This is a genomic window from Desulfonatronum thiosulfatophilum (genome assembly GCF_900104215.1).
In the GTDB taxonomy this organism is placed as follows: Bacteria; Desulfobacterota; Desulfovibrionia; order Desulfovibrionales; family Desulfonatronaceae; genus Desulfonatronum; species Desulfonatronum thiosulfatophilum.
In genome coordinates, this window is record NZ_FMXO01000009.1 from 59,477 (window position 1) to 83,685 (window position 24,209).

At 55.2% G+C, this 24,209-nt stretch carries 24 protein-coding genes and 1 pseudogene; 12 read left to right on the forward strand and 13 right to left on the reverse strand.

The features are described from left to right. A pseudogene (locus BLP93_RS17580) lies at positions 1-411 on the forward strand (DUF72 domain-containing protein). 5 nt (positions 412-416) lie between these two features. On the opposite strand, the gene BLP93_RS08715 reads toward BLP93_RS17580, so the two are convergent. The 6 genes from BLP93_RS08715 to BLP93_RS17020 all read right to left on the reverse strand — a co-directional run bounded on the left by BLP93_RS08715 (position 417) and on the right by BLP93_RS17020 (position 5,379). After that, complete coding sequence (locus BLP93_RS08715) at positions 417-989, reverse strand: DUF6691 family protein (RefSeq protein ID WP_092120112.1); 573 nt, start codon at positions 987-989, stop codon at positions 417-419. 3 nt (positions 990-992) lie between these two features. Continuing rightward, positions 993-1,607, reverse strand: a complete 615-nt coding sequence (locus tag BLP93_RS08720; protein WP_244148695.1) for a YeeE/YedE thiosulfate transporter family protein — start codon at positions 1,605-1,607, stop codon at positions 993-995. Next, on the reverse strand, positions 1,604-3,007 hold the full coding sequence (locus BLP93_RS08725; RefSeq protein WP_092120416.1) for an MBL fold metallo-hydrolase: 1,404 nt from the start codon (positions 3,005-3,007) through the stop codon (positions 1,604-1,606). The genes BLP93_RS08720 and BLP93_RS08725 overlap by 4 nt, the downstream gene beginning before the upstream one ends. 379 nt (positions 3,008-3,386) lie before the next feature. Next, positions 3,387-4,142: a Mut7-C RNAse domain-containing protein gene (locus BLP93_RS08730; protein ID WP_092120115.1), complete on the reverse strand. Its 756-nt coding sequence runs from the start codon at positions 4,140-4,142 to the stop codon at positions 3,387-3,389. Positions 4,143-4,303: 161 nt separating this feature from the next. Further along, positions 4,304-4,861, reverse strand: a complete 558-nt coding sequence (locus BLP93_RS08735; RefSeq protein WP_092120118.1) for an NYN domain-containing protein — start codon at positions 4,859-4,861, stop codon at positions 4,304-4,306. 296 nt (positions 4,862-5,157) lie between these two features. Then, complete coding sequence (locus BLP93_RS17020) at positions 5,158-5,379, reverse strand: hypothetical protein (RefSeq protein ID WP_161946257.1); 222 nt, start codon at positions 5,377-5,379, stop codon at positions 5,158-5,160. Here BLP93_RS17020 and BLP93_RS08740 point away from each other — a divergent pair. The 3 genes from BLP93_RS08740 to BLP93_RS08750 are packed head-to-tail and all read left to right on the forward strand — an operon-like array spanning position 5,294 to position 8,000. Then, positions 5,294-6,358 (forward strand): metal ABC transporter solute-binding protein, Zn/Mn family, encoded by a 1,065-nt coding sequence (locus tag BLP93_RS08740; protein WP_092120121.1) that lies wholly within the window; start codon positions 5,294-5,296, stop codon positions 6,356-6,358. The two genes, BLP93_RS17020 and BLP93_RS08740, sit on opposite strands and share 86 nt — an antisense overlap. Positions 6,359-6,417: 59 nt before the next feature. Next, the gene (locus BLP93_RS08745) at positions 6,418-7,185 is read left to right on the forward strand and encodes a metal ABC transporter ATP-binding protein (RefSeq protein ID WP_092120124.1); all 768 of its coding nucleotides are present in this window, start codon (positions 6,418-6,420) and stop codon (positions 7,183-7,185) included. Then, positions 7,182-8,000: a metal ABC transporter permease gene (locus tag BLP93_RS08750; protein WP_092120127.1), complete on the forward strand. Its 819-nt coding sequence runs from the start codon at positions 7,182-7,184 to the stop codon at positions 7,998-8,000. The genes BLP93_RS08745 and BLP93_RS08750 overlap by 4 nt, the downstream gene beginning before the upstream one ends. 27 nt (positions 8,001-8,027) lie before the next feature. On the opposite strand, the gene BLP93_RS08755 is transcribed toward BLP93_RS08750, so the two are convergent. Continuing rightward, on the reverse strand, positions 8,028-8,888 hold the full coding sequence (locus BLP93_RS08755) for a DMT family transporter (protein ID WP_092120130.1): 861 nt from the start codon (positions 8,886-8,888) through the stop codon (positions 8,028-8,030). Positions 8,889-8,916: 28 nt separating this feature from the next. After that, the gene (locus tag BLP93_RS08760; protein WP_092120133.1) at positions 8,917-10,758 is read right to left on the reverse strand and encodes a UbiD family decarboxylase; all 1,842 of its coding nucleotides are present in this window, start codon (positions 10,756-10,758) and stop codon (positions 8,917-8,919) included. A 302-nt stretch (positions 10,759-11,060) separates the two neighbouring features. On the opposite strand from BLP93_RS08760, the gene BLP93_RS08765 reads away from it, so the two are divergent. Next, a complete protein-coding gene (locus BLP93_RS08765; RefSeq protein WP_092120136.1) occupies positions 11,061-12,047 on the forward strand; it encodes a deoxyhypusine synthase family protein in 987 nt (328 codons plus the stop codon). On the opposite strand, the gene BLP93_RS08770 is transcribed toward BLP93_RS08765, so the two are convergent. From BLP93_RS08770 to BLP93_RS08780, 3 genes are read right to left on the reverse strand one after another with little or no spacing between them, the layout of a single operon-like run. Continuing rightward, positions 12,029-12,382, reverse strand: coding sequence for a P-II family nitrogen regulator (locus BLP93_RS08770; protein ID WP_092120140.1), 354 nt, complete (start codon positions 12,380-12,382; stop codon positions 12,029-12,031). The genes BLP93_RS08765 and BLP93_RS08770 overlap by 19 nt on opposite strands. 2 nt (positions 12,383-12,384) lie before the next feature. After that, the gene (locus BLP93_RS08775; RefSeq protein ID WP_092120143.1) at positions 12,385-13,113 is read right to left on the reverse strand and encodes a DUF1538 domain-containing protein; all 729 of its coding nucleotides are present in this window, start codon (positions 13,111-13,113) and stop codon (positions 12,385-12,387) included. After that, positions 13,110-13,781, reverse strand: a complete 672-nt coding sequence (locus tag BLP93_RS08780) for a DUF1538 domain-containing protein (RefSeq protein WP_092120146.1) — start codon at positions 13,779-13,781, stop codon at positions 13,110-13,112. The genes BLP93_RS08775 and BLP93_RS08780 overlap by 4 nt, the downstream gene beginning before the upstream one ends. A gap of 359 nt (positions 13,782-14,140) precedes the next feature. Between BLP93_RS08780 and BLP93_RS08790 the strand changes: the two genes are divergently transcribed. Then, the gene (locus BLP93_RS08790; RefSeq protein ID WP_161946259.1) at positions 14,141-17,377 is read left to right on the forward strand and encodes a PAS domain-containing hybrid sensor histidine kinase/response regulator; all 3,237 of its coding nucleotides are present in this window, start codon (positions 14,141-14,143) and stop codon (positions 17,375-17,377) included. Beyond that, on the forward strand, positions 17,359-17,751 hold the full coding sequence (locus BLP93_RS08795) for an Hpt domain-containing protein (RefSeq protein ID WP_161946260.1): 393 nt from the start codon (positions 17,359-17,361) through the stop codon (positions 17,749-17,751). Before BLP93_RS08790 ends, BLP93_RS08795 begins: the two co-directional genes overlap by 19 nt. A gap of 98 nt (positions 17,752-17,849) precedes the next feature. Here the strand turns inward: BLP93_RS08795 and BLP93_RS08800 are convergent, their stop codons facing one another. Then, a complete protein-coding gene (locus BLP93_RS08800) occupies positions 17,850-18,767 on the reverse strand; it encodes an AEC family transporter (protein ID WP_092120158.1) in 918 nt (305 codons plus the stop codon). A gap of 9 nt (positions 18,768-18,776) precedes the next feature. Here BLP93_RS08800 and BLP93_RS17585 point away from each other — a divergent pair, with 9 nt between their 5' ends. Then, positions 18,777-19,163, forward strand: a complete 387-nt coding sequence (locus tag BLP93_RS17585) for a hypothetical protein (protein ID WP_341844796.1) — start codon at positions 18,777-18,779, stop codon at positions 19,161-19,163. Here the strand turns inward: BLP93_RS17585 and BLP93_RS08810 are convergent. Beyond that, positions 19,124-19,792 (reverse strand): 16S rRNA (guanine(527)-N(7))-methyltransferase RsmG, encoded by a 669-nt coding sequence (locus BLP93_RS08810; protein ID WP_092120164.1) that lies wholly within the window; start codon positions 19,790-19,792, stop codon positions 19,124-19,126. The genes BLP93_RS17585 and BLP93_RS08810 overlap by 40 nt on opposite strands. Before the next feature lie 222 nt (positions 19,793-20,014). Here BLP93_RS08810 and BLP93_RS08815 point away from each other — a divergent pair, with 222 nt between their 5' ends. From BLP93_RS08815 to BLP93_RS08830, 4 genes are all read left to right on the forward strand, one after another. After that, positions 20,015-20,971: an ACP S-malonyltransferase gene (locus BLP93_RS08815; RefSeq protein WP_092120167.1), complete on the forward strand. Its 957-nt coding sequence runs from the start codon at positions 20,015-20,017 to the stop codon at positions 20,969-20,971. A 29-nt stretch (positions 20,972-21,000) separates the two neighbouring features. Then, positions 21,001-22,656 (forward strand): arginine--tRNA ligase, encoded by a 1,656-nt coding sequence (argS, locus tag BLP93_RS08820; RefSeq protein WP_092120170.1) that lies wholly within the window; start codon positions 21,001-21,003, stop codon positions 22,654-22,656. Positions 22,657-22,722: 66 nt separating this feature from the next. Continuing rightward, complete coding sequence (locus tag BLP93_RS08825) at positions 22,723-23,418, forward strand: SPOR domain-containing protein (protein WP_092120173.1); 696 nt, start codon at positions 22,723-22,725, stop codon at positions 23,416-23,418. Between the two features lie 51 nt (positions 23,419-23,469). Further along, positions 23,470-24,018 carry a pyruvoyl-dependent arginine decarboxylase gene (locus BLP93_RS08830; protein ID WP_092120176.1) on the forward strand — a complete coding sequence of 183 codons (549 nt, stop codon included), beginning with the start codon at positions 23,470-23,472 and terminating at the stop codon, positions 24,016-24,018. The last annotated feature ends 191 nt before the right edge of the window (positions 24,019-24,209 follow it).

Here is a 24,209-nt window from a genome sequence, read left to right on the forward strand (position 1 = left end):
ATGAAAAACTATGTGGGGTGTTCGGGATACAGCTACGACAGCTGGACTGGCGCATTCTATCCCAGGGATGTTCCGAAAAAGCGATTGCTGAAATATTATGCAGAATATTTCGATACGGTGGAAACCAACAGCAGCTTCTACCGCCTGCCCAATGAAAGCACTTTAAAAAACCTGGTATCATGGCGTACCGGCAATTTCCGCTTCACGCTCAAGGGAAGCCGGTACGTCACCCACAAAAAAACTTAACGATGTCGGGGACGCAGTCGGATTTTCTATGATGCTGCCAGCATGCTCAAAGGGAAATTGGCCTGCATCCTGTGGCAGTTACCGGACACTCTGCATAAGAACCTGGACAAGCTGGAATCGTTCTTCAGGGTACTCAGTGACGACTTCCTGATTCCTGAACAATAACGACTTCATCTCGGTGCCAGCCATTCAACTACGATCAGCAGAATAATCAGAGCTATGGCCGTCAGCACGGCAACGGTACCTCTCTGGAGATCCAGCAGTTCATGCAGGGTCAGCTTGCCGTAGTCTCCCCACTCCTGCACCTTTTTCTTGATCTTTTCCGGAACTTCCGCAAACAGCCACGATCCGGCTATCAGCCCAGCGGCCACTGCCAGGGCATCGAAGTTCCCCTGGCCAATGGCCGCGGCGTTGGTGCCCGGACAGTATCCGCTCAAGCCGAAACCGGCACCGAAGATCAAGCCGCCGATAATATTGGCAGCATATCGCGTTGAGGGCAGCTGGTACTGGACCATTCCCATGCGATGCATGACGTAAATCCCGATCATCCCGACCAGAATCGCCGATGCCATGACCTTGATGACGGTGAAATCCTCCAGCAGCAGAACGCCGATCAGTACGTGATATTTGGCCACTCCGCCTTTCTGGAGGAGAAAGCCGAACGCGACTCCGAAGACCAGACCGAGAAAGAGCTGGCCGGAGTTGCTTTCCGGAAACGAAGTGGATTCTGGTTTCGCTGACATGATCTAGACCCTGTAGAGCAGCATGGCGACAAGGATACCGCCGATAAAAAAGCAGATCACCGCCACCCAGCTGCCGACGGATAATTGTAATGTTCCGCTGATACCGTGACCACTCGTACATCCGCCTGCCACTCGCGCGCCAAAAGCCATAAGTACGCCACCGAAAAAGGCGGCAATCAGTCGCAGCGACAGCGCACCCTCGCCGAATCTCGCTTCCCACAATGGCGGCAGCCATCGTCCCGTGATTTCACCACCGGTCCAGGCAGCCAAAAACGCCCCGATGAAAATCCCGGCAAAAAGCATCAGGCTCCATGAGACTTGCGGTTTATTCTGCTGAAAATAGGGAAGAACATTTACTCTTCGCGGCGCGAAAAGCTTACCCAGCATACCTGCGATGATCGCATAGGCGCTGGATGCGCCGATTTTCTTGCCGGAAAAATAGAATGTCAGCCAGGAGAGAACTCCAATCAATCCGCCGGCAAGATACGGCGACCAGGCTGGTCCGGGATAGGACAACGGGCTGAGGGGATCCGTTTGCTGTCCCAGAGCATGCGCGGAACATGCAACAAGGAACGTCCCCGCAGTGACGACAGCCCTGCCCAAGGTCATCCCCGTCATGGCTTGCCGCCTTCCACCGGAAAACCGGCATTCGTCCAGGCCTGCCAGCTTCCGGGGATATTGCGCACGTCGTCGAAGCCGTTTTGTTTCAGGACGCTGGCCGCGATGCTGGAGCGATAGCCGCTGCCGCAGTAGGTTACCGTTGTCTTCTCGCGATCCAGCTTTTCGATATTGTCTCGCAGATAGGGGACGAAAAAATGCCGGGCACCGGGAATGTGACCGGATTTCCATTCCGCTGGGGTTCGGACGTCCACAAGCTGAACGTTTTTCAGAACGTCCTTCAGTTCATGGACGCTCATCTGAGGAATGTGGTTCAGCATTAAGCCGGCATTGTTCCAAGATTTCATGCCGCCCACCAGGTACCCCGCAAAATGGACGTACCCGGTCCGCCAGAGCAGTTTCACGATCCGCTCCAGTTGGTCGTCGTTTTCCAGGACCAGCAGCAACGGGTCGTCGAACTTGAGCATCCAGCCGGCCCAGGACGACAGTTCGGCTCGGGCCCCAATATTCAGGGCTCCTGGGATATGCCCACCGCAAAAGGCCATCATGTCCCGGGTATCGAGCACGATGTTGTTCTGATTCTCGGCTGTTTGCTTGAAATCCGCTACGGACAGGGCCGGAACGGGAGGATAACCGCCTTGGACATCCGCTCCTCTTGCGTTGAGATGATGCATCGGCTTGTAATAAAATGGTTCGGGGCCGGACGACTCGAGAACCATCTGGATGAAGGCGTCCCGGTCCTTGGTTCGCATATAGCGATTGTGTTTCTGCTCGTAGCCGATGGTCGAGCATTTGAGGTCGCCGATATCTGGGCCGCAGGACGAACCGGAACCATGACAGGGAAACACGAGCACTGAATCATCCAGGCTGCCGTAGAACCCGACAATGCTTTCGTACAACGCCCCGGCCAACCTCTTCGTCTCCTCTTCTCCCACCAGATCAGGACGCCCCACGGAATTGACGAAGAGACTGTCCCCGCTGAACACCGCCCAGATGGAATCCTTGTGCTTGGATTCGCTCATCAGGTAAGCCAGATGCTCCGCCGTATGGCCGGGAGTGTGCCTGGCCGTCAGAATGAAACTGCCGAAGTCCAAAGTATCGCCGGAATGGACCGGTTCATGATCATACCCATACTCACCGGCGTCCGCCTCATGACTGGCATAGATCTTCGCATTGGGAACCTTGGCCCTGAGTTCATGGGATCCGCTTACGAAGTCAACATGAATGTGGGTTTCGATGATATGGGTGATGCCAACCTCATGCTTTCGGGCCAGGTGCAGATAGATGTCGACATCAGGACGGGGGTCGATGACCACGCCAATCCCTTTGGAGGGATTTCCCAGCAGATAGGAAAGCTGCGCCACACCCGGCGTATGGATCTGTTCAAATACGATTGCCATGGAAACCTCCATCAGTTGCAGCGTCGAAAGGCTGACCACGTTCTGAACTCATATCAATATCAGTGCCAGCTCGTTCGTCATGATATCAGCTTAATTTCATGGGGTTGATTCCGCACGTGGTATGAATGTGGGTAAATTCTCACTCAATAAAATACAATTTCTTAAGACATTGGAATTCAGGGGCAAGAATCATAAATTTTTAAAAAATCCGGACGCTTTTCTGTATAACGACTTCCACCGTTGTTGCGTCAACATGCTACGATATTGCGCGCATCACTCATTCCGGAGAAGCCGGAAATCCAGGCCATTCGTCGAGTTTAATTATCCAGTTTTATCTGAAGAATTAACGTGGATTGTGGAGGAAAGACAGATCATGTTTTCAGGAAGATCGGGACTCATCCGAAATACCATGAGCCTTCAGATTGGCTACCATTCGCTGGTGATGGGAACCTGCCCAGTAGATACGCCGACATGCGGGGCATTCGTGGAATGTCTGATAATAGCGGGATGTCAACGGCTCAAGCCGGTCCGCGACGTCGGCTTTGGCTCGTGGTTCGAGTCTGATGTTGCAGTGGATGCATCTTGAGAACGCCTTGATATCGGACGCAAGCCCAAATAAATCGACAATTTCCTTGAGTTGATCCCAGGGGCGATGCGCACGGACCAACCGCCCGAAGACAACACGGCTTCGCCTGAGCAACCGATGGTCCCTGCTCAGTAGAACACGTCCGCTTCTCGCTGATTCAGCGGCTATCGCGGCATCCGACATTCCGCGGCAACCCGCGGCATCCATCCCGATCATGCGCAGCAATTCAGCAAGACGGTGCACGTTCTCATCAACCAGAAAGGCAAGACTTGGCAGGGGATTCGGACGAAGAAGAGTTGCCTTGGCCACATCCCATGGAGCAGCAATCGGAAAAACATTCAATTCAAATCCCGCTTCCACAACAGCATCAAATCCTACCGGTACACCATCGAGAAGAATCTCCCCGACTTCAGTGTGCGGCGGCCCAACTGCCTCGATGACATCCTTGACGGAAGCACGGCGTAGCAACGGATAACCACGTTTAGCGCCCTGCCTTGAGAAGGACGCGAAAACCCGCAGATCGTCATGAAAGGTGATCACTACAGGCATTTCGAAGCACCGAAAGTACAGTGGCAGAGATTTTCTTGTCTACCACGAAGGGCACGAAGAGCACGAAGCGGAACTGGGGGAGAAACTTCTTCGTGTCCTTCGGGCTCTTCGTGGTTATCTATTTGTTTCTATGAATTCAGTTGAGTTGTTGTCTTATACATTTACTTTATCACTGCGTTGATTTTTTTGATCTTCTTGAACACTTCGTCGAGATTATGATTTCGCCAAGCCACCCGCCGCAGATCGGAAGCCAGCATGTGTGGAGGGGCCGCGACTTCAGTTCGAATGCCCTGACGGCGAAGTTCCTCGACCATGGGGGCGTAATCCCCATCCGCGGCGACCAGAATCAGAAAGTCGGGATTCAACCGCAGACATAGGGACAAGGTGGCAATAATCAACCGCTGATCATCACTTTGCTTGTAATACCATTCCCCAACATCGCCGGTACTCCGTTTGGCCGGAGATTCAATGACCGTGGCGCCGCTCATCTGGAGGGCGTACTTTTTGCGCTCGAAATTCTGCGCCACCTGCATGAACGATTCGGCGGTATCATCATCGGGCACCCGGCGCACGAGGGGGACAAGTATTTCAAGGACATCAACATTTTTGGTCTCGTCAAGGGCATGTACGAAATCATCAATGGGGAACCATTCAAAACCAAATTCCTTGGCCCGCATTTCCGCGGGCAATAAATCGATACTGACAATTTTCCTGATCATGTCGTTCCTGTTTGATTATTCATGCACAATAGTTGCATGAGGTTAAAGTCATTTGAATGCTCAAGCTCAAGTGAGAGCAAAAGCCTTCCTCATTGAATGGCTAAAAAATCCGAATGCATAACTAAAACTCAGTAAGGAGTGAAAGCCTTCAAGAACAATCGATTGTATGCCACAAACAAAAGGCACATTTTATTTCACTGATATTGGTATTCATCCATAGGGGAAAAAATGATAGTACAACCTCCTGTATTTACTGTCATCAATTATCCATGCTCTGCCCTCTGTTCCGCCTTAACTCACTGAAAACATAGTTTTTCATCCTTGACTCTTTTATCGTTCCAATTATTCTCTTCCAAACAAACATCAACTTTGGAGGAAATTGTGGTGAAAATGCGAAGTCTTAAAAATTTTAGAACACCACCGACGCGGCGGATGTTTTTTTGTAATATTCTTTTTTTTCTGCTTTTTATCAGCATATCCCCAGCCGGCGCGCAACCTTTCAATGTTTTTGTGAGCATAGCGCCTCAGAAATATTTTGTTGACCGCATCGGAGGGGGCCTGGTGAACGTGTCCGTAATGGTTCCCCCTGGCGCCTCTCCCCATATGTACGAACCTCGACCGGCCCAGATGCGTGCTTTGGCGGAAGCCGAGATTTACTTCGCCATCGGAGTGGAATTTGAGAATGCCATATTGCCGAAGATCTCGTCCATGCATCCAAATCTACGGATCGTGCATACGGACCGGAATATCGAGAAAATCCCGATGATCCCGCATCACCACCATGACCATGAGCACGAAAGTGAGAAGGCTCACGGGCACGCTCACTCCCATGATCATAAGCAGGATCATGGACACAAACATGACAATGACCATGGGCATAAGCGTGGCCATGACCACAAGCATGATAACGAAAATAAACACGGCCATGGACACGATCAGGATAATGGACATAAGCAGGGTCATGGCCATACACATGCTTACGGCGATCCTCATCACGTTGATGCCCACAATGGACCGGACACCCACATCTGGCTTTCACCGGACCTTGTCCGCATCCAGGCAGGAGTAATCTTGGAAGCCCTGAGCGCTCTCGACAGCGCCCATGCAAGCGTTTATGAAGCCAACTTCAACAGCTTCATGAAGGATCTTGACGACCTGGATGCCGACATCCGGAGCACCCTTTCCGAAAAGGAAGGCGCCGCCTTCATGGTCTTTCATCCGGCCTGGGGATATTTTGCCCGTCATTACGGACTGGAACAGATTCCCGTTGAGGTAGAGGGCAAGGACCCCAGAGCCCAGGACTTGCAAAACCTGATTCAACGCGCCAAAGCCGAACAAATCCGAGTCGTCTTTGTTTCCCCCCAGTTTTCCGCACGTAGCGCGGAAACCATTGCTACAGCCATAGACGGCGAGATCATCGCCATTGATCCGTTGGCGGAAGACTGGATGGCGAACATGCGACTGGTCGCGGAAAAATTCAGGAAAGCCATGCTCTGATCATCGAGCCGGATGTTCGCGGACATTTTTCGGTAGTAAAGCCCAGGAGTCCTATTCCAATGCCAGCGCCTGTTGTCCATGTACAGGATGTTCATTTCGCCTATACCGGGCAGCACTGCGTGCTGGAAAACGTGAATCTGGATGTTCAGCAAGGAGACTTTCTGGCGGTTCTCGGTCCGAACGGCGGTGGCAAAACCACGCTTCTCAAGCTTCTGCTGGGTATCCTGTCGCCGCACAAGGGAACCATCTCGGTACTGGGCGAGCCTCCAGGCAGCACTCCTTCCCAGGTGGGATATGTTCCGCAGAACACCAACATCCACAACCTGTTTCCGATCACCGTGAAAGACGTGGTCCTGCTTGGCCGATTGCCGCGGCGAAATCGATGGCGCAACTTTTCCCAGACGGATGAACAGGCGGCCCGACAGGCCCTGGAGCACGTCGGCATCTGGCCGTTACGCAACAAGCGCATCGGACAGCTTTCCGGCGGGCAACGGCAGCGGGTCTTCATTGCCAGGGCGCTGGCAAACAGTCCGGAGCTGCTGTTTCTGGATGAACCCACGGCCAGCGTGGACCGTGAATTCCAGACGCTTTTCTACAATCTGCTCAAGGAACTCAATGCCACCACGACCATCATCGTGGTCAGCCATGACCTGTCCATTCTTTCCAGCCACGCCAAGTCCGTGGCATGTGTGAACAAGGCCCTGTTCTATCACGACCAGGCTGAATTCACCCAGAACATGCTCGAAGCCACCTACCACTGCCCCGTTGAACTCGTGGTTCATGGAGCGTTTCCTCACCGCGTACTCAAGGAACACGGCTGCTCATGAGCCTTGATTTCCTGCAGTTCGAATTCATGCGCAACGCCCTGCTGGCCTGCCTGCTGATCAGCATCAGTTGCGGAATCATGGGGACCCTGGTGGTTGTCAACCGGCTGGTCTTTCTTTCCGGCGGCATTGCCCACGCCTCGTATGGCGGCGTCGGCGCGGCCATGTATCTGGGAAGTTCGCCCTACTTCGGCGCGGCTCTATTTGCTCTTCTGGCTTCTGGAATCATGGGCGTGGTCAGCCTCAAATCCAAGCATCGCAGCGACACGGTGATCGGCGTCATCTGGGCCGTGGGAATGGCCGTGGGAATAATCCTGGTAGACATCACGCCGGGCTACAACGTGGATTTGATGAGCTACCTGTTCGGCAGCATCCTTCTGGTGCCCAGGGAAAGTCTCTGGCTGATGGCCGGCTTGAATCTGGCGGTTCTGGCGTGGATATGGTTTTTCTACTCGGATATGCTGGCCATGTCCTATGATGAGGAATATGCCCAGGTCATGGGCGCGCCTGTTCGGCTGCTGTACTTTGCCCTGCTGGCCTTGACCGCCTTGACCGTGGTCGTGGTCATCCAGGCCGTGGGATTGATCCTGGTCATCGCCCTGCTGACCATTCCGGCGGTCATCGCCGAGGGATTCTCCCGCTCCCTTGGCACGATGATGGCTTGGTCCGTATTCTTCAGCGCCACCTTCTGCATTTTCGGCCTGCTCCTGGCCTACCATCTGAATCTGACGGCCGGCGCATCCATTGTCATGGTTGCCGCGGCGGCTTTTTTTCTCGTCAAGACCCTCCAATGGGTGCGCGGCAGAAGAATTCCGTAAGCTCCCGTCCTAACTCGACCAGTTCGATCACCCGCGCACCAGAATGATCGCCCCCACGGCGAGAACCAGGGCCGCGACACGATTTCTCGTCATCTTCTCCCGGAATACAACCACGGACAATACCACGGCCACCAGGAAATGCATTCCGTTCACGGCTGCCACAATGGCCAGGGGACCCAGGGCCAATGCCTTGAGAAAAAAATAGAAACCGGCCAGATTGAGCAGTCCCATGGCCAAGCCGATGCCCACGGCCGTTTTTTTCGAGTCGTGATCCGGATCCGGCGCGAACATGCGCGGCGCCAGGACCAGGGTGAACAGGGTCGAGAAGATGTAGGACAAGGCGATGAAGGCCAACAGATCCGTGCCGTCGGCCGCGTACTTGGAACTGATGGCGGACAAGGCGCCGGCCACCATGGCCAGAACAACCAGCAGCATTCCCCTGGCCCGGGTGTCGGCTCCGTCCGCCGAAGCACTGTCGCGACTGAGTATCCAGATTACGGCAAAGGAAAGCAGCACGCCCGCCGCCTGAAGCGGTTGGAGGCGTTCCTGAAGCAGGAAGACGGCGAAAAGGACCACCAGGACGATGTTCATCCGGATCAACGGATAGGCCACCGTAGCGGGCATGTGTTTCAAGGCTTCGATGTGGGCCAGGGTGGCGCCGACAAAGGTCAGGCTGTTGGCCAGGGAAATGAAAATCAGAAAACCCAGGCTCGGGATGATGGGAGGATGCAGGACAAGCAGGACGCTACTGAGAACGGCCACCGTGACCATGAAACAAAACGTGGTCAGAAACGTGCCGCAATTCCGGGCCGCCGCCACCTTGTACAGAAAGCGCTGTCCGCCGAGGAGCAAGAGGGCCAGAAGGGAATAGGCGTACCAGGCTTCCATGCGAGTGGATCGTGGTCTTGCGAATCGCCTAGATCACCCTGTGCAGAGGACCGCCCCTGGCTGCGAGTTGATCCACCCGTTTCTCGACTTCCGGGTCCGGCTCCAGCGCCGGAGCGTGATGAGGCTTGCTTCGGGCGTCGATGACCAGCGGCCCGGTACAGCCCCAATGTTTGCAGATCGTGCTTGCGCCGACGCCGTAGATGTCGCACCCCGGATCAGAGCGGGTGAAGCAGATCCACAGAAAATTGTTCAGACTGGCAGCCGTGAAAGCGCTGTCGTCCACTACCAGGATCAGCGGCCATTCCTGGAATTGCCCTGTATCACGCAGTTCCCGACATAAATCCTCCATCCGCGGGTCCTGGGCATGGCGGTTGCGGACACATGGCGGCCCCTGGACGGCCAGCACGCCGGGAAGGCAGATTGTGGGCACGTCGAACCCATCAGGCAGACGCATGTCCCTGGGCAGGGTCGTGGGCAGGGTTCGTCGCGGCGGCCCCGCGGCGGCAATGACGACCTTGGAGCCCTCGTTCAGCCCCAGGCCGGAATAATCCAGGGTATCTACCGTGGTCCGGGTCTGAAAATGCAGATCCCGGGTCCAGTCGACGCGTTGCAGGACATGGCGGAAGAAAGCGGGGATGTCGTGGATGTCTAAAGCCGGGTCGTCGCCGCTGTTCGCGATGAACAGATACTTGGCCAGAGAAAGCTGGCCCTGGCCAAGGATGGCGTTGGCCTGAGTCAGCAGTTCCCGTGGGGACTTATGCGGATCATAGGGCACGTATCGCTCGCTGCCCAGGGCCAACAGCAGGGGATGGACTCCGGCGGCGTCCACGGCATGGATGGCCCGGACCCCCGGCAGGACCGTGGGAATGGCCTCCCCGGTCAGTTCGTGGATCAGCGCGCCGAAGGACGTATCCTCCTGGGGCGGGCGCCCCACCGTGGTAAAGGGCCAGATTGCGTCCGGGCGGTGATAGACGCGGTCCACTCTGAGCACGGGAAAGTCATGCTCCAGGCTGTAGTATCCGAGATGATCGCCAAAGGGTCCTTCAGGCAGGGTCTTGGTATCGTCGATGACGCCGGAGATGCAGAAATCCGCATGGGCAGGCATGACCAGACCGTTGGCCGCGGGAACCAGCTCCATCCTGTGGCCGCCGAGCATCCCGGCAAAGCTGATTTCCGGCATGCCCTCGGGCAACGGCATCACCGCGGCCAGGGTCATGGCCGGCGGGCCGCCGATAAAGACATTCACGCGCAACGGCTGACGACGTTCCAGAGCCTGGGCGTGGTGTACGGCTATGCCGCGATGAATCTGATAATGCAGCCCGACCTCCCGGTTCGGTGCATATTGCCCCCCGCTGAACTGAACCCGGTACATGCCCAGATTGGAATGCATCCAGCCGGGACTGGCCGGACTCTCGGAATAGACCTGGGGCAGGGTCACGAAGGCGCCGCCGTCCTTTGGCCAAGAAACCTGGTTCGGCAGATCGGTCAGGTCGCAGGTGCCGGCCAGAATCGGCCCGTTGGACACGAACTTGGGACGGGCATTCCAAAGCGTCCGGATCAGGCCCAAGTTTTTCCAGGGCGCACGCATGGCCTCTCCGGGATCGACCTTCAATCGGACCAGTTTCTCCAGGGCCGGCAGGGTATCCCGGAACAGATACCTGGCCCGGTCCAGGGTGCCGAAAAGATTGCCCAGCATGGGGAAACGGCTCCCCTTGACCCTGGTGAACAACAGAGCCGGCCCCCCGGCCTGATAGACCCGGCGCTGGATCACCCCGGCCTCAAGATACGGATCGACTTCCACATCCAGACGGACCAACCGCCCGGCAGCCTCAAGATCTCGGATGCATTCCTGCAGATTGTTGTATCCCATGCCCTACTTGTACCCGACGAAATATCCATCGTCCAGATCAACGGGGACGCACGTTCAAACTCAAGATCGAAATCGAAATCGTAATCGATATCGAAATCGAGATTTGAACGCTTTTGATTTCTCAGCAAAGGATGACGATATTGGGCGGGAATACAGTTGAGGTTCGATTTCGATTTCGATTTCGATAAAGCAAACTCATGAAGGGATCATGATTCCAGAATTTGACGGAATCAGCGGCACAGGGTATCCAAAAAGGTTTGGCAATAAAAAATCCGACTGATTCAATCAAGGAGAATATACCCATGTGTCCGACGCAACTTGGTCCGGTAGGATCGTTCATCAACCATCATTATCGCCATTTCAACGCCGCTGCTTTGATCGACGCAGCCAAGGCATACGATGATTTTTTGACCGGTGGCGGCAAGATGATGATCACCCTGGCCGGGGCCATGAGCACGGCCGAACTGGGGCTTTCCCTGGCCGAGATGATCCGCCGGGATAAAATTCATCTCATCGTCTGCACCGGAGCCAACATGGAGGAGGACATCTTCAACCTGGTGGCCCATGATTATTATGAGCGGGTGCCGCATTACCGGGACCTGACGCCCCAGGACGAGGCGGAGTTGCTGGCGCGGCACATGAACCGCGTGACCGACACCTGCATCCCGGAAATGGAGGCCATGCGGCGGATCGAAAAAGCCATGCTGGAGGTCTGGACGGCCGCGGACGCCAAGGGAGATCGCTATTTTCCCCATGAGTTCTTCCGCCAGATTCTGGCCAGCGGGGCCCTGGCATCCTCTTACCAGATCGATCCCAAGGATTCCTGGATGGTGGCGGCTCTGGAAAAGAACGTGCCCATGGTGGTTCCCGGCTGGGAGGACTCCACCTTGGGCAACATGTACTCGGCCGCGGTTCTGCGCGGGGAGGTCAAGAACGTCCATACCGTGCGCACCGGAATCGAGTACATGACATGGCTGGCTGAACATTACATCCAGACCACGAAAACCAATCAACTGGGGATGTTTCAGATCGGCGGAGGCATTGCCGGCGACTTTCCGATTTGCGTGGTGCCCATGCTCCATCAGGATATGGAGATGACCGAAGTGCCGTTATGGGGGTATTTTTGTCAGATCAGCGACAGTACGACCAGTTATGGTTCCTATTCCGGGGCCATTCCCAATGAAAAAATCACCTGGGGCAAATTGGGCGTGGATACACCGAAGTTCGTCATCGAATCCGACGCGACCATCGTCGCTCCATTGATTTTCGCCTATTTACTGGGTTGGTGATCAGGTTCCAGCATGCACATGTGACAAATCCCGGCGACCTTTTTCAGTTCAACCACAAAGGAAATACCGGCGCCGGGTTTGTCCAGTTTGCCCGCCTTCATCAAGGCCTTCAGGACGGTGTCGGTTATCTCCTGCGGCACGATGGTCAAGATGATGTCTTTCTCCGGTTCTATGGGAATGCCCCAGAACTTCTTGTTTTCCCGTACTCCGGTTCCCCGCCCCGGGATGATCGTGCCGCCTTCGGCTCCGGCTTCCTTGGATGCCTCAATGATCGCATCACTATGGCCCTTGTTCACTATGGTGACAATAAGGTCAAAGGGGATACCCACTTCCATGGTCAACTCCTGTTTTTAATGAACGTCACAACCATGCCCAGAATCATGACCGAGAGAATCGGCGCCATGGCCACCAGGGCGATCAGACCGAAGCCGTCCAGAATCGCATCCCGGCCGTCGATGGCCGAGGCGATGCCCAGGGCCACGGCCAGAACGAACGTTACGGTCATCGGACCCGTGGCCACTCCTCCGGCGTCAAAGGCAATGGCCACGAAGGTACCGTCGCAAAAAAGCATCAACAGCAGGGCCAGCAGATATCCGGGCACGATAATGTAGTGAATGGGAATGCCGTAGATGATCCTGGCCATGCCCAGGGCCACGAACAGTGCGACGCCCAGCGACAGGGTGACCAGGATCACATCTTTACGGATACTCCCGGCCGATGCCTTTTCCACCTCATGACTCAGAATTCGCACGGCCGGTTCAGCCACCGTAGCCACCAGTCCCAAAATGAACCCAATGGGCATGAGCAGCCACTTGTGGTCCATGCCCCCTAGAATCTCCCCCATTTGCGTGCCCACGGGCATGAAGCCCACCTGGACTCCCTGTAGAAACAAGGCCAGTCCCAACATGGTCAAGATCAGCCCCTTGACCATGTTCACCACGTATTTTTTGGGCAATTTGAGATAAAATATCTGAAAAAAAATGAAAAAGCCCACCAAAGGAATCATGGCCTGTAGAACTTCCCAGCTGACATGGCCGAAATGCAGAAAATCCAGAAGTTCTCTCATCCGTAAATCATCCCCAGGAGCATGACGCCGATGACAGGCCCTATGGAAGCTAGGCCGACTAGCCCGAAGCCGTCCGAAAAGGAGGACCGCCCGCCCATGACGGCCACCGTGCCCAGTCCCAAAGCCAGAATAAAGGGCACGGTCACCGGGCCGGTGGTTACGCCGCCGGCATCAAAGGCAATGGGCACGAAGGAAGGAGGCGTGACGAAGGACAACGCCAAAATAAGCAGATATCCGCCGCTCAGCAACCACTGAATGGGCACCTTGAGCACGATGCGCATCATGGCCATGGCCACGAAGACCGCCACACCCAGGGCCACGGTAAAAACCAGAAGATTGCTCCCAATCATTCCGTCCGAAACGAAATCCACCTGATGCGCCAGTACGCGGACATCCGGCTCGGCCACGGTCACGGCAAAACCGAGTAGAAATGCAAAAAAAAGCAGGAAGAACATCGATCCGTGCTTGGGCAGTTCCGATCCCACCGCCTCGCCCATGGGCAACAATCCAATCTTGACGCCCTGCAGGAACAGCATCAGTCCGAGCAAAACCATGAACGCGCCGATGAGGAATCGGGCAAAAACCAGCCAAGGCATGCCGACTAGGAAGATCTGGAGCAGAACGACCACGATGGTTATGGGCAGAACAGCCTGAACCACTTCCTTCATGTTTTCTTTCCAACCCGTGCGCAATCATTCCTCCTTAGGTTTCTATCAGCGTTCACCTTCAATGCTGATTGATCAGCCGGGAACATTCACCAAGCACGGGAATGCTCTTGTGATCAAGAGAATTCAATATTATGCGTTGAAGGACGTCAAGCTGAATTTAACAAAAGATATGCTGAATCCCAAACAGCATTGATCACTCTCTCCTGCCACTCACCGAACCGTATTCAGAATCAAGCCTTTTTTCTTGAACAAGAACAACATTACGCGTCCTGATTCCAAACCGAGGTTGTCGGGATGACCGTGAAAGGGATGTTATGAGCAAAGGCGGAAATGAGGGAATCAACCAACCGGATCGGAACTTGGACCCTTCTCATGACGAGTACCAGCATCTGGTGCAGGAATTGCGGATCTACCAAGCCGAGCTGGAGACGCAAAACGAGGAATTGCGTCAAACACAGCTGGAACTGGAGCGATCACGTACGGAGTACTTCCAGCTCTTCGAATTCGCACCCATGGGGTATGTGGTCATTGCCGAAAACGGCATGGTTCAAAACGCCAACCTCACCGCTGTCAATATTCTGGGACTGAGTCGTCAAACGCTGCTCAGACAATCTTTTTACAGGTTTGTACCTGACCAGGACCAGCACCTTTTCAATACCTACCACAAACGACTGCTCACTGCTCGCGCCCCGCAAACATTCGAGCTGCGGCTGCAACGCTTCGATGGTTCATTTTTCTGGGCTCGCTTGGACATGGCTCCCGCCGAGGAGGAACAGTCCAAAGATCGTTATTGCCGGGCCACGATTACGGACATTTCCGAACTCAAGCAGACCCAAGATGCCATGCTGGAACAGCAGCGACTGGCCGAAGAAGGCGGAGAACAATGGCAGCGCACATTTGACACCGTGCCGGACATGATCGCTTTGATCGACAGAGACCACCGCATTATGCGAGCCAACCGAGCCATGGCCGAACGCCTGAACCTTTCCCCTAAAGATGTGGCAGGCAAATTCTGCTATGAAGCGATTCACGGTCTTTCCGCCCCACCGGAATTTTGCCCTCACTCAGCAACACTGAGAACCGGCAGAACAGAATGCGCGGAGGTCGAAGAAAAACTTCTCAGTGGGCATTTCGAGGTCACGACCACACCGCTGAGCTCCACTGATGGACATTTAATCGGCAGCGTTCATGTCCTTCGTGACGTCACGGAGAGGAAAAAGGCCGCATCCTATATTGAGCGAAGCGAAAAAATGTTCCGCCTGCTTTTTGAGCAAAACAAGGATGCCATTTTATGGGCCGACACCAACGGCAACATCATTCGGTGCAATGCCGCCGCGGAGGACTTGTTCGAGTGGAGCCGCGATGAACTGCTGCAATTGAACCAGGTCGAACTGCATCCGGCTCACAAGCGGGAAGACTATCGACAGATGTTCCGGAACAGCATCTCCGGCCTCAAGAAACTGAACATTGCTGTCCAGATCGTAACCAAATCGGGCACGATCAGGGACATTGAACTGATGTCCACGGTCATCAATCTGGAAGGTCAGGAGGTCAACCAGGGTATTTTCGTGGACGTCACCGAGCAGAAAATCGCCCAGGAAGAATTGCAGTATCGCCTGCAGCTGCAGCGTCTGCTCATGGACATGTCCCTGGTCTTCCTGACCGCTCCCGTGGACTACCTTGACCATGCCGTTCGCGAGACGTTGATGCAAACCGGAGAATTCACCCAGACAGACAGGGCCAGTCTGTTCATTTACGATTTTGAACATCAGGTGATGCGGAACTCTCATGAATGGTGCGCTCCGGGAATCACGCCCAAAATAAGCACGCTGCAATACGTCCCCTTTGCATTGAATCCGCAAATGATCATGATCCACAAGGAAGGCCGCCCTTACCATGTCACCCGAGTCGCTGAGCTGCCAACGAACGACCCATTCCGCAACCATCTGGCCGAGCAAGAGATTCAATCCTTCATTGCCGTACCTCTCAAGGATCACCAAAATTGCTATGGTTTCATCAGTTTTGCGGCAGTCGCAGCCCCCAGGGAATGGACAGTAGCCGAAGCCGATCTTTTTCTACTTCTGGCTGAATTGCTGCTCAATGCCATGCACCGGCAACAGCGAGAAGAAGAGCTGAATCATGCCCGCAAGCTGGCCGAGCAGGCAACCCTGGCCAAGAGTCATTTTCTCGCCAACATGAGCCATGAAATCCGTACTCCTATGAATGGAGTGATCGGCATGACCGGACTCCTACTGGACACGGAACTGACTCCGGAACAACGCAGCTTTGTAGAGGTGATCCGTTCCAGCGGCGACGCTCTGCTCACGCTGATCAATGACATTCTTGATTTTTCCAAGATCGAGGCCGACAAGCTGGACCTGGAGGACCTGGATTTCAACCTGCGAGCCACGGTTGAGGATACAGCGCAAATGTTGTCCCACCAAGCTCACTCTAAAGGTCTGGAATTGATTTGCCGGGTCGACCCGCGAATCCTGACTACAGTCCGTGGCGATCCGGGCAGACTTCGTCAGATCCTGCTCAATCTTGCCGGCAATGCCATCAAATTCACTTCCCACGGAGAGGTTGTTCTGGATGTCAGTCCAGTCGGGATGGAAAAAGGACGCCAGATAGTGCGCATCGAGGTTCGGGATACGGGAATCGGGATTTCCGCGGATAAGCTAAATCAGCTGTTTCTTCCGTTTCATCAACTGGATGCATCCATTACGCGCCAATTCGGCGGCACCGGCCTCGGGCTGGCCATCTCCAAACGGCTGGTCTCGATGATGGGCGGGGAAATCGGCGCGACCAGCACTCCGGGAGCGGGCTCCATCTTCTGGTTCACGATATCCCTGGGCAAAGCCTTACAAGAACCAGCCAGGTATTCCATTGGCGACGACTTCCATGAAAACATCCGCAACGCCCGCATTCTCTGTGTCGATGACAACCCGACAAACAGATTGATCCTGTCCGAACAGCTGGAACGCTGGCATGTACGCCATGAACAGAGCTCTTCCGCGGAAGAAGCTCTGGAAATGCTGCGTCGAGCCAAGGCTGAACGCGATCCGTTCCAGATCATGCTCACGGACATGCAAATGCCCCAGACTGACGGTGAAACCCTGGGTCGCATGATCAAGGCGGATCCGGAACTGCAAGACCTGAGCATGATCATGCTCACATCATTGGGACAGCGCGGAGACGCCAAACGACTTCTGGACATCGGTTTCGCGGCATATCTCCAAAAACCTCTCAGGCAGTCCCAACTGCTGGACTGCCTGCTCATGGTCTTCAATTCATTGGGTTCAAATGATTACGAAAAGCCTTCTGAACCGCCCGCAATCCGCTCCCATGTTTCTTCCTTGATCACCCGCCACTCGCTCAACGAAGAAAGTCGGTGCAAGTCGCGTATCCTGCTGGTCGAGGACAACCCCGTGAATCAGCTCGTTGCTGGGAAGCTGCTGGAAAAATGGATGATTATCTGGCCAAACCCGTCTCCCCCCAACAGTTGGAGGATATATTGTCCAGATGGCTGCGTTATGGCGAATGCGATGATGCCTCTGAAGCCGGATCCGTCGATTGCATGCAGGACGACAAGCTGATGGCCCCGAACCTGTTGGAGAATACGCAAACCGATCAAGCTGTGTCTGCCGTTTTCGACCGAGAGGGGCTGTTGCGTCGATTGATGGGAGACGAGGAAATGGTTTTCTCCATCATGGACATGTTTTTGAAGACCGCTGCTGAAAGAATTTCCGAACTCAACACCAGATTCGAGAAGAACGACATGCCGGCCATCTGGAATGAAGCCCATGCCATAAAAGGATCAGCCTTGAATGCTGGATTTTCAGCTATTGCCGAAGTCGGAGTACGTCTGGAACAGGCGGCCAAGGAGCAGGACGTCGCGCATATCTCTAACCTGTTGATCGAACTTGAACGACAATACAACCTGGCACAACGATTCCACCGCCAACAATAACTACCCAGTTCAAGCTCGGCTTATCTTGATTATTCGCATCTCAATTCCTTCCATGAGCAGGCTTTAACGATGAACGTTGCCCTATGAACGACAGCTGATCAGGTGCGAAAGATCCCAAGCACCAAAGGCATAGTCAGGAAGGCGGCCAGAGTTTGAATCGTAATGATTTCAGCCATAAGCAAGATATCTCCGCCGAGTTGGCGGGCCAGCACATATGCTGCCGGACCGCAAGGCAGGGCGGCGAAGATCAGGACGACGACCGCATTATCATGTTCCAGACCGAAAAATATGGCCAACCCCGCGGCCGAAAGTGGCAGCAATAGCAGTTTGATCGCCGATGCCAGGGCAATGACCCGACTGTCTCCCACAAGACCGCTGAACCGCAGTCCTGCCCCCACGGACAACAAGCCAAGCGGCATCGAAGCCTGGCTGAGTACCGTAATCAATTCCTGTGTGCCGAATCCGAGAGAAAGGCCGGATAGATTGGCGACAATGCCCAGGAAGCAGGCCGTTATCATGGGGTTGTGAAGTAATGTCTTGACGGTTTGCAGCCGATCGCCCGGCTTGTTGGCATTCACCAACGAGACCACGACCACACTGATCAAATTGGAGAGCGGAATCATTACGGCAATGACCAGAGCAGCCAGGACAAGCCCCTGGTTGCCGTACAGGACATAGGCAGCCGAAATGCCGACATAGGTGTTCGGGCGCAGCCCACCCTGGAAAAACGATGAATATGAAGCTCCGGTCAGCTTCAAGCGCCTGCGTAAAGCCAGCATTAAGATGCTGACCAGAAGCATGGACAAAATGATGGTCAGGGCCACGTATCCAAAGTGCATCTCATCAAAGCTGGCTGAATACAGGCTGGAGAAAAGCAAGGCCGGGAAGAAAACATAATAGGTGATTCGACCGGCCATGGGCCAGAAGGCTTCACCCGGAAAATCCAGCCTTCTGAATCCCCATCCCATAAAGATGAGAAGAAATATCGGCGTCAGAGCGGTGACGATCTGGAACATGGTCGACTCATGGATTACTTCTGTTCATCAAGATCATGTTGGGGGCAGAGCAAAAAAAGATTTGTGACTGCTCAGCTGCAAGCGGATTTTTCAAAACGACGAAAAGCAGCTTTACGAAAAAACAATTTCCTGCCATTGTATCTGTTTTTTGTACACCACCAGTACGAGGTGACAGTTATGCTCCCCATGGACTGTTTGCGGGAAATCGAAGAAATGCTCACCAGCGGCCAACTTGCGAAGGACTTTGAGGACGGCTGTGAAAATGATCGCTATATCATCCTGGATTTTCTTGAAAAACTGATGGAACTGGGCGAAGCAGCGGACAAGACGGCTACGGAAGTCATTTTCAAAGGTTCTTATCTGGAAATGTTAGCCGGGACCAAGGACCAGAAATAGCGATCTTTATCACTCCCGGTATAACGGTGCGAACCGGTCGCAACCCAATCCGGCGGCATGACACTGGGTACGGGCTCATTGGCCATGATTACGACGGCTGCCCCCCTTGCCAGCCAGGGCTTGACCAGCTTGAGCAGTTCCGGCCAGGGTAGGAACGCCCTGCTCAGGCAGAGATCCACCGGCGCCAATGCCGGCAATGCCTGTTCAGCGCGTTGCGGCCGCACAAACGTCCGTTGCAGCTGCATCGCTGAAAGAACCTGCAACAAAAAAGCGGTTCTTTTGCGTCGAATTTCCACGAGATGATACACGCCGTGTGGCCAGAAGAGACGAAGCGGCAGTCCGGGCAACCCCGCACCAGCACCCAGATCAACGGTGCAGGGCGCTTCAGGCAGGTTCAACGAATTCAGAAAATCTGCCAGATGCCAACTGTCCGCTATCAGATCCGCAAGGATGGTATGCCAGTCCTGGGGGCCCACCAGATTCATCCGCTGATTCCAGACGAGCAGCAGTTCAAGGTATCGGCTCAATCCGAGGACTTGCTCCCCATCCAGGACGCGGCCCAAGGATACGGCCGCGTCGGCAATCTGATTCGGAGTCGGAACTGCAATGGATGTTTTTTGCGCGGCCATGCGGCTGTCCTTGGCTGATTTATTACATAATTGCAAGCACCTGAACAACGAAACATATTAGTCATGCAATCGCAATCGCAATCGAAATCGAAATCGAAATCGAAATCGAAAACACAACCGGAATTAAGACCTCATCGTCAACCAAGCGATTATTCAACAGATCTAACTACCCGCCAAATGTAAACGATCAGACTGCACCTCGAACACCATCAGGAATAATTTATGAATACTCCGGAAGTCAAAACGGTTGTCGTTTTCCCTGGTCAGGGCTCGCAGGAAAAGGGCATGGGCCGCGATGTGGCGGAACGCTTCACCGAAGCCATGGATCTTTGGAAGCAGGCGGAAAAGGCCGCTGATGCGCCGTTGCGGGAAATCTACTGGGATGGGACGGATCAGGACATGGCCAGAACACGGTATCTGCAACCGGCCATGACCGCGACCACGCTGAGCCTCTGGATCGTGGGCCACCAGCGGTTGCGTGCCGATTGTCTGGCCGGTCACAGCCTGGGAGAGTTTGCCGCACTGGCCGCGGCACGCATTCTGGAAATCCCTGATGTATTGGAATTGACGGCTTTGCGTGGACGATTGATGGATGAAGCGGGTTCGGCCCAGGGCGGCAAGATGGCCGCGGTGCTCAAGCTGTCCCGGAATCTGGTCCAGGAAATCATTGACGCCGCACGCGGTGAGAGCGGTCAGGAGTTGCGCATTGCCAACGACAACTCGCCGGGACAGTTCGTGATCAGCGGAACCGCCGAACTGGTGGAACAAGCGACGTCCCTGGTCAAGGAGCGCAAGGGCCGCGCCGTGCCCCTGGCTGTGAGCGGAGCGTTTCACAGTTCCCTGATGGCCGAACCGGCTCGGGAATTTGCCGGCGTGCTCAAGAAGATGGATTGGCGCTCTCCCCGAATTCCTCTTTATTTCAACGTCACGGCACGACCTGAATCCGACCCGGCCCGCATTCAGACCCTGGTCGCCGAACAGATGACCTCCTCCGTGCTCTGGACCCAGAGCGTACTGGCCCAGTGGCAGGACGGAGCGCGAAACTGGGTGGAACTGGGCCCCAAGGGCGTGCTGACAAGGCTGATCAACGCCATTCTGGCCGACAAGACGGACTCCTGGGAGAGCAAGAGCATCTCGGGTCTGGAACAGCTCGATACGCTCCCACCATCCTCTGAATGAACCGCTGAAGACAACCACGAGAACCATCCATGCGCGCACGAACTTATCTGCGGGAACTCCTGCAGCCTTTTTTGTCGGAACACGGCCTGGACTGGAGCGCCGGGACCACCCTGGAACCGCCCAAGGACAAGCGCTTCGGTGACCTGGCCACGAACATGGCCTTCACCCTGTCCAAAAAGGCGGGCAAGAATCCTCGGCAGATCGCCGAAGACATTGCCCAGAGGCTGCAACACCAGGATGACCGTCTGGCCAAGGTGGAAACAGCCGGTCCGGGTTTTTTGAACTTCACCCTCGCCCCCTCTTTCTGGCAGCAGGGCGTCCTGGACATCCTGGCCCAGGGCGACGGGTACGGCGCAGCGAATGTCGGCGACCGGCGCAAGGTTCAGGTGGAATACGTATCCGCCAACCCCACCGGACCATTGCATATCGGACATGGCCGAGGGGCGGCGCTGGGCGACAGCCTCGCGCGCATCCTGCGGTTCATGGGCTACGACGTCACCACGGAATATTATCTCAACGACGCCGGCCGCCAGATGCGCCTCCTGGGCGCCTCAGTCCTGGCGCGTTACCGGGAACTCTGCGGCCGGGAGGCAGCCCTGCCCGAGGACGGTTACAAGGGCGAATACATCCGTGATTTGGCCCAAGGACTCCTGGAAAGGGACGGGCAATCCATCGCGGAACTGCCGGAAAGCGAAGCCCTGGACGTTGCCCGCGAATTTGCCGTTGCCGGCATCCTGGATGGCATCAAGCAGGACCTGCTGAACTTCCGGGTGGAGCATCAAGTCTGGTTTTCCGAATCCCGGTTGATTCGGGAAGGCGCCGTGGAGAACACTCTGCAGAACCTGCACGCAGCAGGCCTGGCCTATGAGCAGGACGGAGCGCTCTGGTTTGCCAGCACCCGTTACGGCGACGACAAGGACAGAGTTCTGCGCAAGTCCGACGGCTCTCTGACATACCTGGCCTCGGACATCGCCTACCACGCGGACAAATACCAACGCGGTTTCGATTTGGTTGTGGATATCTGGGGCGCGGACCATCACGGGTACGTGGGCCGAATGAAGGCCGCTGTGCAGGCCCTGGGCCGCGATCCCGACGACTTGCAGGTCATCCTGGTTCAGCTCGTCAACCTGTTGCGGGCCGGCGAGCAGATTGCCATGTCCACCCGTGCGGGAAAATTTGAAACACTGGCCGATGTTTGCGCCGAAGTGGGCGAGGATGCAGCCCGGTTCATCTTTTTGAGCCGCAAAAGCGACAGCCATCTGGATTTCGATCTCGAGCTGGTCAAACGCCAGACCATGGACAATCCCGTCTATTATGTTCAATATGCCCATGCCCGGATTCACTCCCTGCTGTCCAAGGCCCTGGATGCCGGCATTGCCTTGGATACGCCGAACCTGGATGTCCTGACCGCGCTGGATACCGAAGTCGATTTGCAGATGCTGAGAGCTCTGGACCAGTTCGGCGACGTGCTGGTCTGTGCGGCCGGCACCCTCAGCCCCCACCATCTGAGCCATTATCTTATGGATTTGGCCGGCAAGCTGCACCGCTACTACACCACCCACCCGGTTCTGGCAGCGGGCTCGTCCGACCTGGTCCAGGCCCGGCTGGCGCTCTGCCGTGCCGTGGCCCAGGTGCTGCGCAACGGTTTGGACTTGTTGGGCGTCTCCGCTCCGGAGAAAATGTAGCCGGTTCAGGCTCTTGGTTGCAAATGCATCACGCAGGAAATCCTCTTATCTACTAAAACTGTGGCAATGGCTCAGAACAACTCAAAATCATCATCTTCCTCAAAGCCCAAAAAGCGCTGGAAATTCGAACTAGGGCCATTCGGAATGATCGGGGCCGGCATGGTGGGAATCCTGATCATGGCCTGGGCCTTCATCCTGGGCATCCTGGTTGGAAGAGGATATAATCCCGAATCCGTCATTCCGGAAATTGGCCGCATGATGACGCCTCAAACTTCGGCAATAACTTCAGCTCCTCCGAGAACCGTCCTGCAGCCGGAGGAACTGCGCTTCTATGAAACCTTGCAGGAACGGGCCAGCCAGCCTGCTCCATCAGCACCAGTAAGAAACGAACCAACGACACGACCACAGCCCCAGCAGCAAGTTCAACAGCAACCGGCAATGCGGATCGAGCAACCACAACCACCGGTGCAAATTTCCGCGACGGAAACGAGTCCCGCGCCGGTGCCATCATTGGGGCCGCAATTTGAATTTGTCTTTCAGGTGGCATCATTTCAACAAGACGGTCAAGCCCGTTCTTTGCAGCAACGCATCTCTTCGGCCGGCATTCCAGCGACCGTCGAGGCCGGGACAGTCGATGGCCATCAATGGTACCGAGTCCTGGTGACGGTGCGCGGCGCACAAACAGATGCGAATTACATTAAATCCCAGCTTCAGGGATTGGGGATAGAAAACCCTTTCCTTCGAGCCAAAAAATCTTTATGAGGCTTCTCACTTCCATGGGAAGTAGTAATAAATGTTCAGGAGGATCGAATCATGATTAATTTTGTTCCACGGCAAGCATTTTTCACCAAAGGAATCGGCCGACACAAGAACAAGCTCCAGTCTTTCGAGCTTGCCCTGCGCGACGCGGGAATCGAAAAGCTGAACCTGGTGTACGTATCCAGCATTTTTCCACCGAACTGCAAGATGGTCACGGTGGAGGAAGGCGTAAAACAACTCAACCCCGGACAGATCACCTTCTGCGTTATGGCGCGCAACGCCACCAACGAGAAGGGTCGCCTGGTCGGTTCGGCCGTCGGGATGGCTTTTCCGGCGAGCAAAGAGCACTATGGCTATATTTCCGAGCACACGGCATTTGGCGCCGACGAGCAGGAGCTGGGCGACTTTGCCGAAGATCTGGCATCGACCATGCTGGCCACCACGCAAGGCGTGGATTTCAACCCTGAGACTGCCTACGATGAGCGTCGGCAAATCTACCTGATGAGTGGGAAGATCATTGACTCGGCTTCAGCGCCCTGCGTGACCACCGGCTTGGCCGGAGTCTGGACGACCACGGTTTCCGCAGCGGTCTTTCTGCCCTAACCTACACTCCATCCGCCTTTCCTCAGGCCGGGGAAAGTTCCCCGGCCTGTTTTTTTTGCACCGATCAGGCAAGGGCATTAGGGCGCCCTGCACCAAAAACCAGAATCCTATTGAACCGTCGCATTGATCCCCTGCGGTTATGCAAGTGCAACTTCGCCGCAGCGGCATTCGCGGATGGCAACATATTCCGA

What these genes read in the sequence shown, in the direction of transcription:
- BLP93_RS08715 (WP_092120112.1), bottom strand. Translation starts at nt 989, where the DNA reads ATGTCAGCGAAACCAGAATCCACTTCGTTTCCGGAAAGCAACTCCGGC.
- BLP93_RS08720 (WP_244148695.1), bottom strand. Translation starts at nt 1,607, where the DNA reads ATGACGGGGATGACCTTGGGCAGGGCTGTCGTCACTGCGGGGACGTTC.
- BLP93_RS08725 (WP_092120416.1), bottom strand. Translation starts at nt 3,007, where the DNA reads ATGGCAATCGTATTTGAACAGATCCATACGCCGGGTGTGGCGCAGCTT.
- BLP93_RS08730 (WP_092120115.1), bottom strand. Translation starts at nt 4,142, where the DNA reads ATGCCTGTAGTGATCACCTTTCATGACGATCTGCGGGTTTTCGCGTCC.
- BLP93_RS08735 (WP_092120118.1), bottom strand. Translation starts at nt 4,861, where the DNA reads ATGATCAGGAAAATTGTCAGTATCGATTTATTGCCCGCGGAAATGCGG.
- BLP93_RS08740 (WP_092120121.1), top strand. Translation starts at nt 5,294, where the DNA reads ATGTTTTTTTGTAATATTCTTTTTTTTCTGCTTTTTATCAGCATATCC.
- BLP93_RS17020 (WP_161946257.1), bottom strand. Translation starts at nt 5,379, where the DNA reads ATGCTCACAAAAACATTGAAAGGTTGCGCGCCGGCTGGGGATATGCTG.
- BLP93_RS08745 (WP_092120124.1), top strand. Translation starts at nt 6,418, where the DNA reads ATGCCAGCGCCTGTTGTCCATGTACAGGATGTTCATTTCGCCTATACC.
- BLP93_RS08750 (WP_092120127.1), top strand. Translation starts at nt 7,182, where the DNA reads ATGAGCCTTGATTTCCTGCAGTTCGAATTCATGCGCAACGCCCTGCTG.
- BLP93_RS08755 (WP_092120130.1), bottom strand. Translation starts at nt 8,888, where the DNA reads ATGGAAGCCTGGTACGCCTATTCCCTTCTGGCCCTCTTGCTCCTCGGC.
- BLP93_RS08760 (WP_092120133.1), bottom strand. Translation starts at nt 10,758, where the DNA reads ATGGGATACAACAATCTGCAGGAATGCATCCGAGATCTTGAGGCTGCC.
- BLP93_RS08765 (WP_092120136.1), top strand. Translation starts at nt 11,061, where the DNA reads ATGTGTCCGACGCAACTTGGTCCGGTAGGATCGTTCATCAACCATCAT.
- BLP93_RS08770 (WP_092120140.1), bottom strand. Translation starts at nt 12,382, where the DNA reads ATGGAAGTGGGTATCCCCTTTGACCTTATTGTCACCATAGTGAACAAG.
- BLP93_RS08775 (WP_092120143.1), bottom strand. Translation starts at nt 13,113, where the DNA reads ATGAGAGAACTTCTGGATTTTCTGCATTTCGGCCATGTCAGCTGGGAA.
- BLP93_RS08780 (WP_092120146.1), bottom strand. Translation starts at nt 13,781, where the DNA reads ATGAAGGAAGTGGTTCAGGCTGTTCTGCCCATAACCATCGTGGTCGTT.
- BLP93_RS08795 (WP_161946260.1), top strand. Translation starts at nt 17,359, where the DNA reads ATGCAGGACGACAAGCTGATGGCCCCGAACCTGTTGGAGAATACGCAA.
- BLP93_RS08800 (WP_092120158.1), bottom strand. Translation starts at nt 18,767, where the DNA reads ATGTTCCAGATCGTCACCGCTCTGACGCCGATATTTCTTCTCATCTTT.
- BLP93_RS17585 (WP_341844796.1), top strand. Translation starts at nt 18,777, where the DNA reads ATGGATTACTTCTGTTCATCAAGATCATGTTGGGGGCAGAGCAAAAAA.
- BLP93_RS08810 (WP_092120164.1), bottom strand. Translation starts at nt 19,792, where the DNA reads ATGGCCGCGCAAAAAACATCCATTGCAGTTCCGACTCCGAATCAGATT.
- BLP93_RS08815 (WP_092120167.1), top strand. Translation starts at nt 20,015, where the DNA reads ATGAATACTCCGGAAGTCAAAACGGTTGTCGTTTTCCCTGGTCAGGGC.
- argS (WP_092120170.1), top strand. Translation starts at nt 21,001, where the DNA reads ATGCGCGCACGAACTTATCTGCGGGAACTCCTGCAGCCTTTTTTGTCG.
- BLP93_RS08825 (WP_092120173.1), top strand. Translation starts at nt 22,723, where the DNA reads ATGGCTCAGAACAACTCAAAATCATCATCTTCCTCAAAGCCCAAAAAG.
- BLP93_RS08830 (WP_092120176.1), top strand. Translation starts at nt 23,470, where the DNA reads ATGATTAATTTTGTTCCACGGCAAGCATTTTTCACCAAAGGAATCGGC.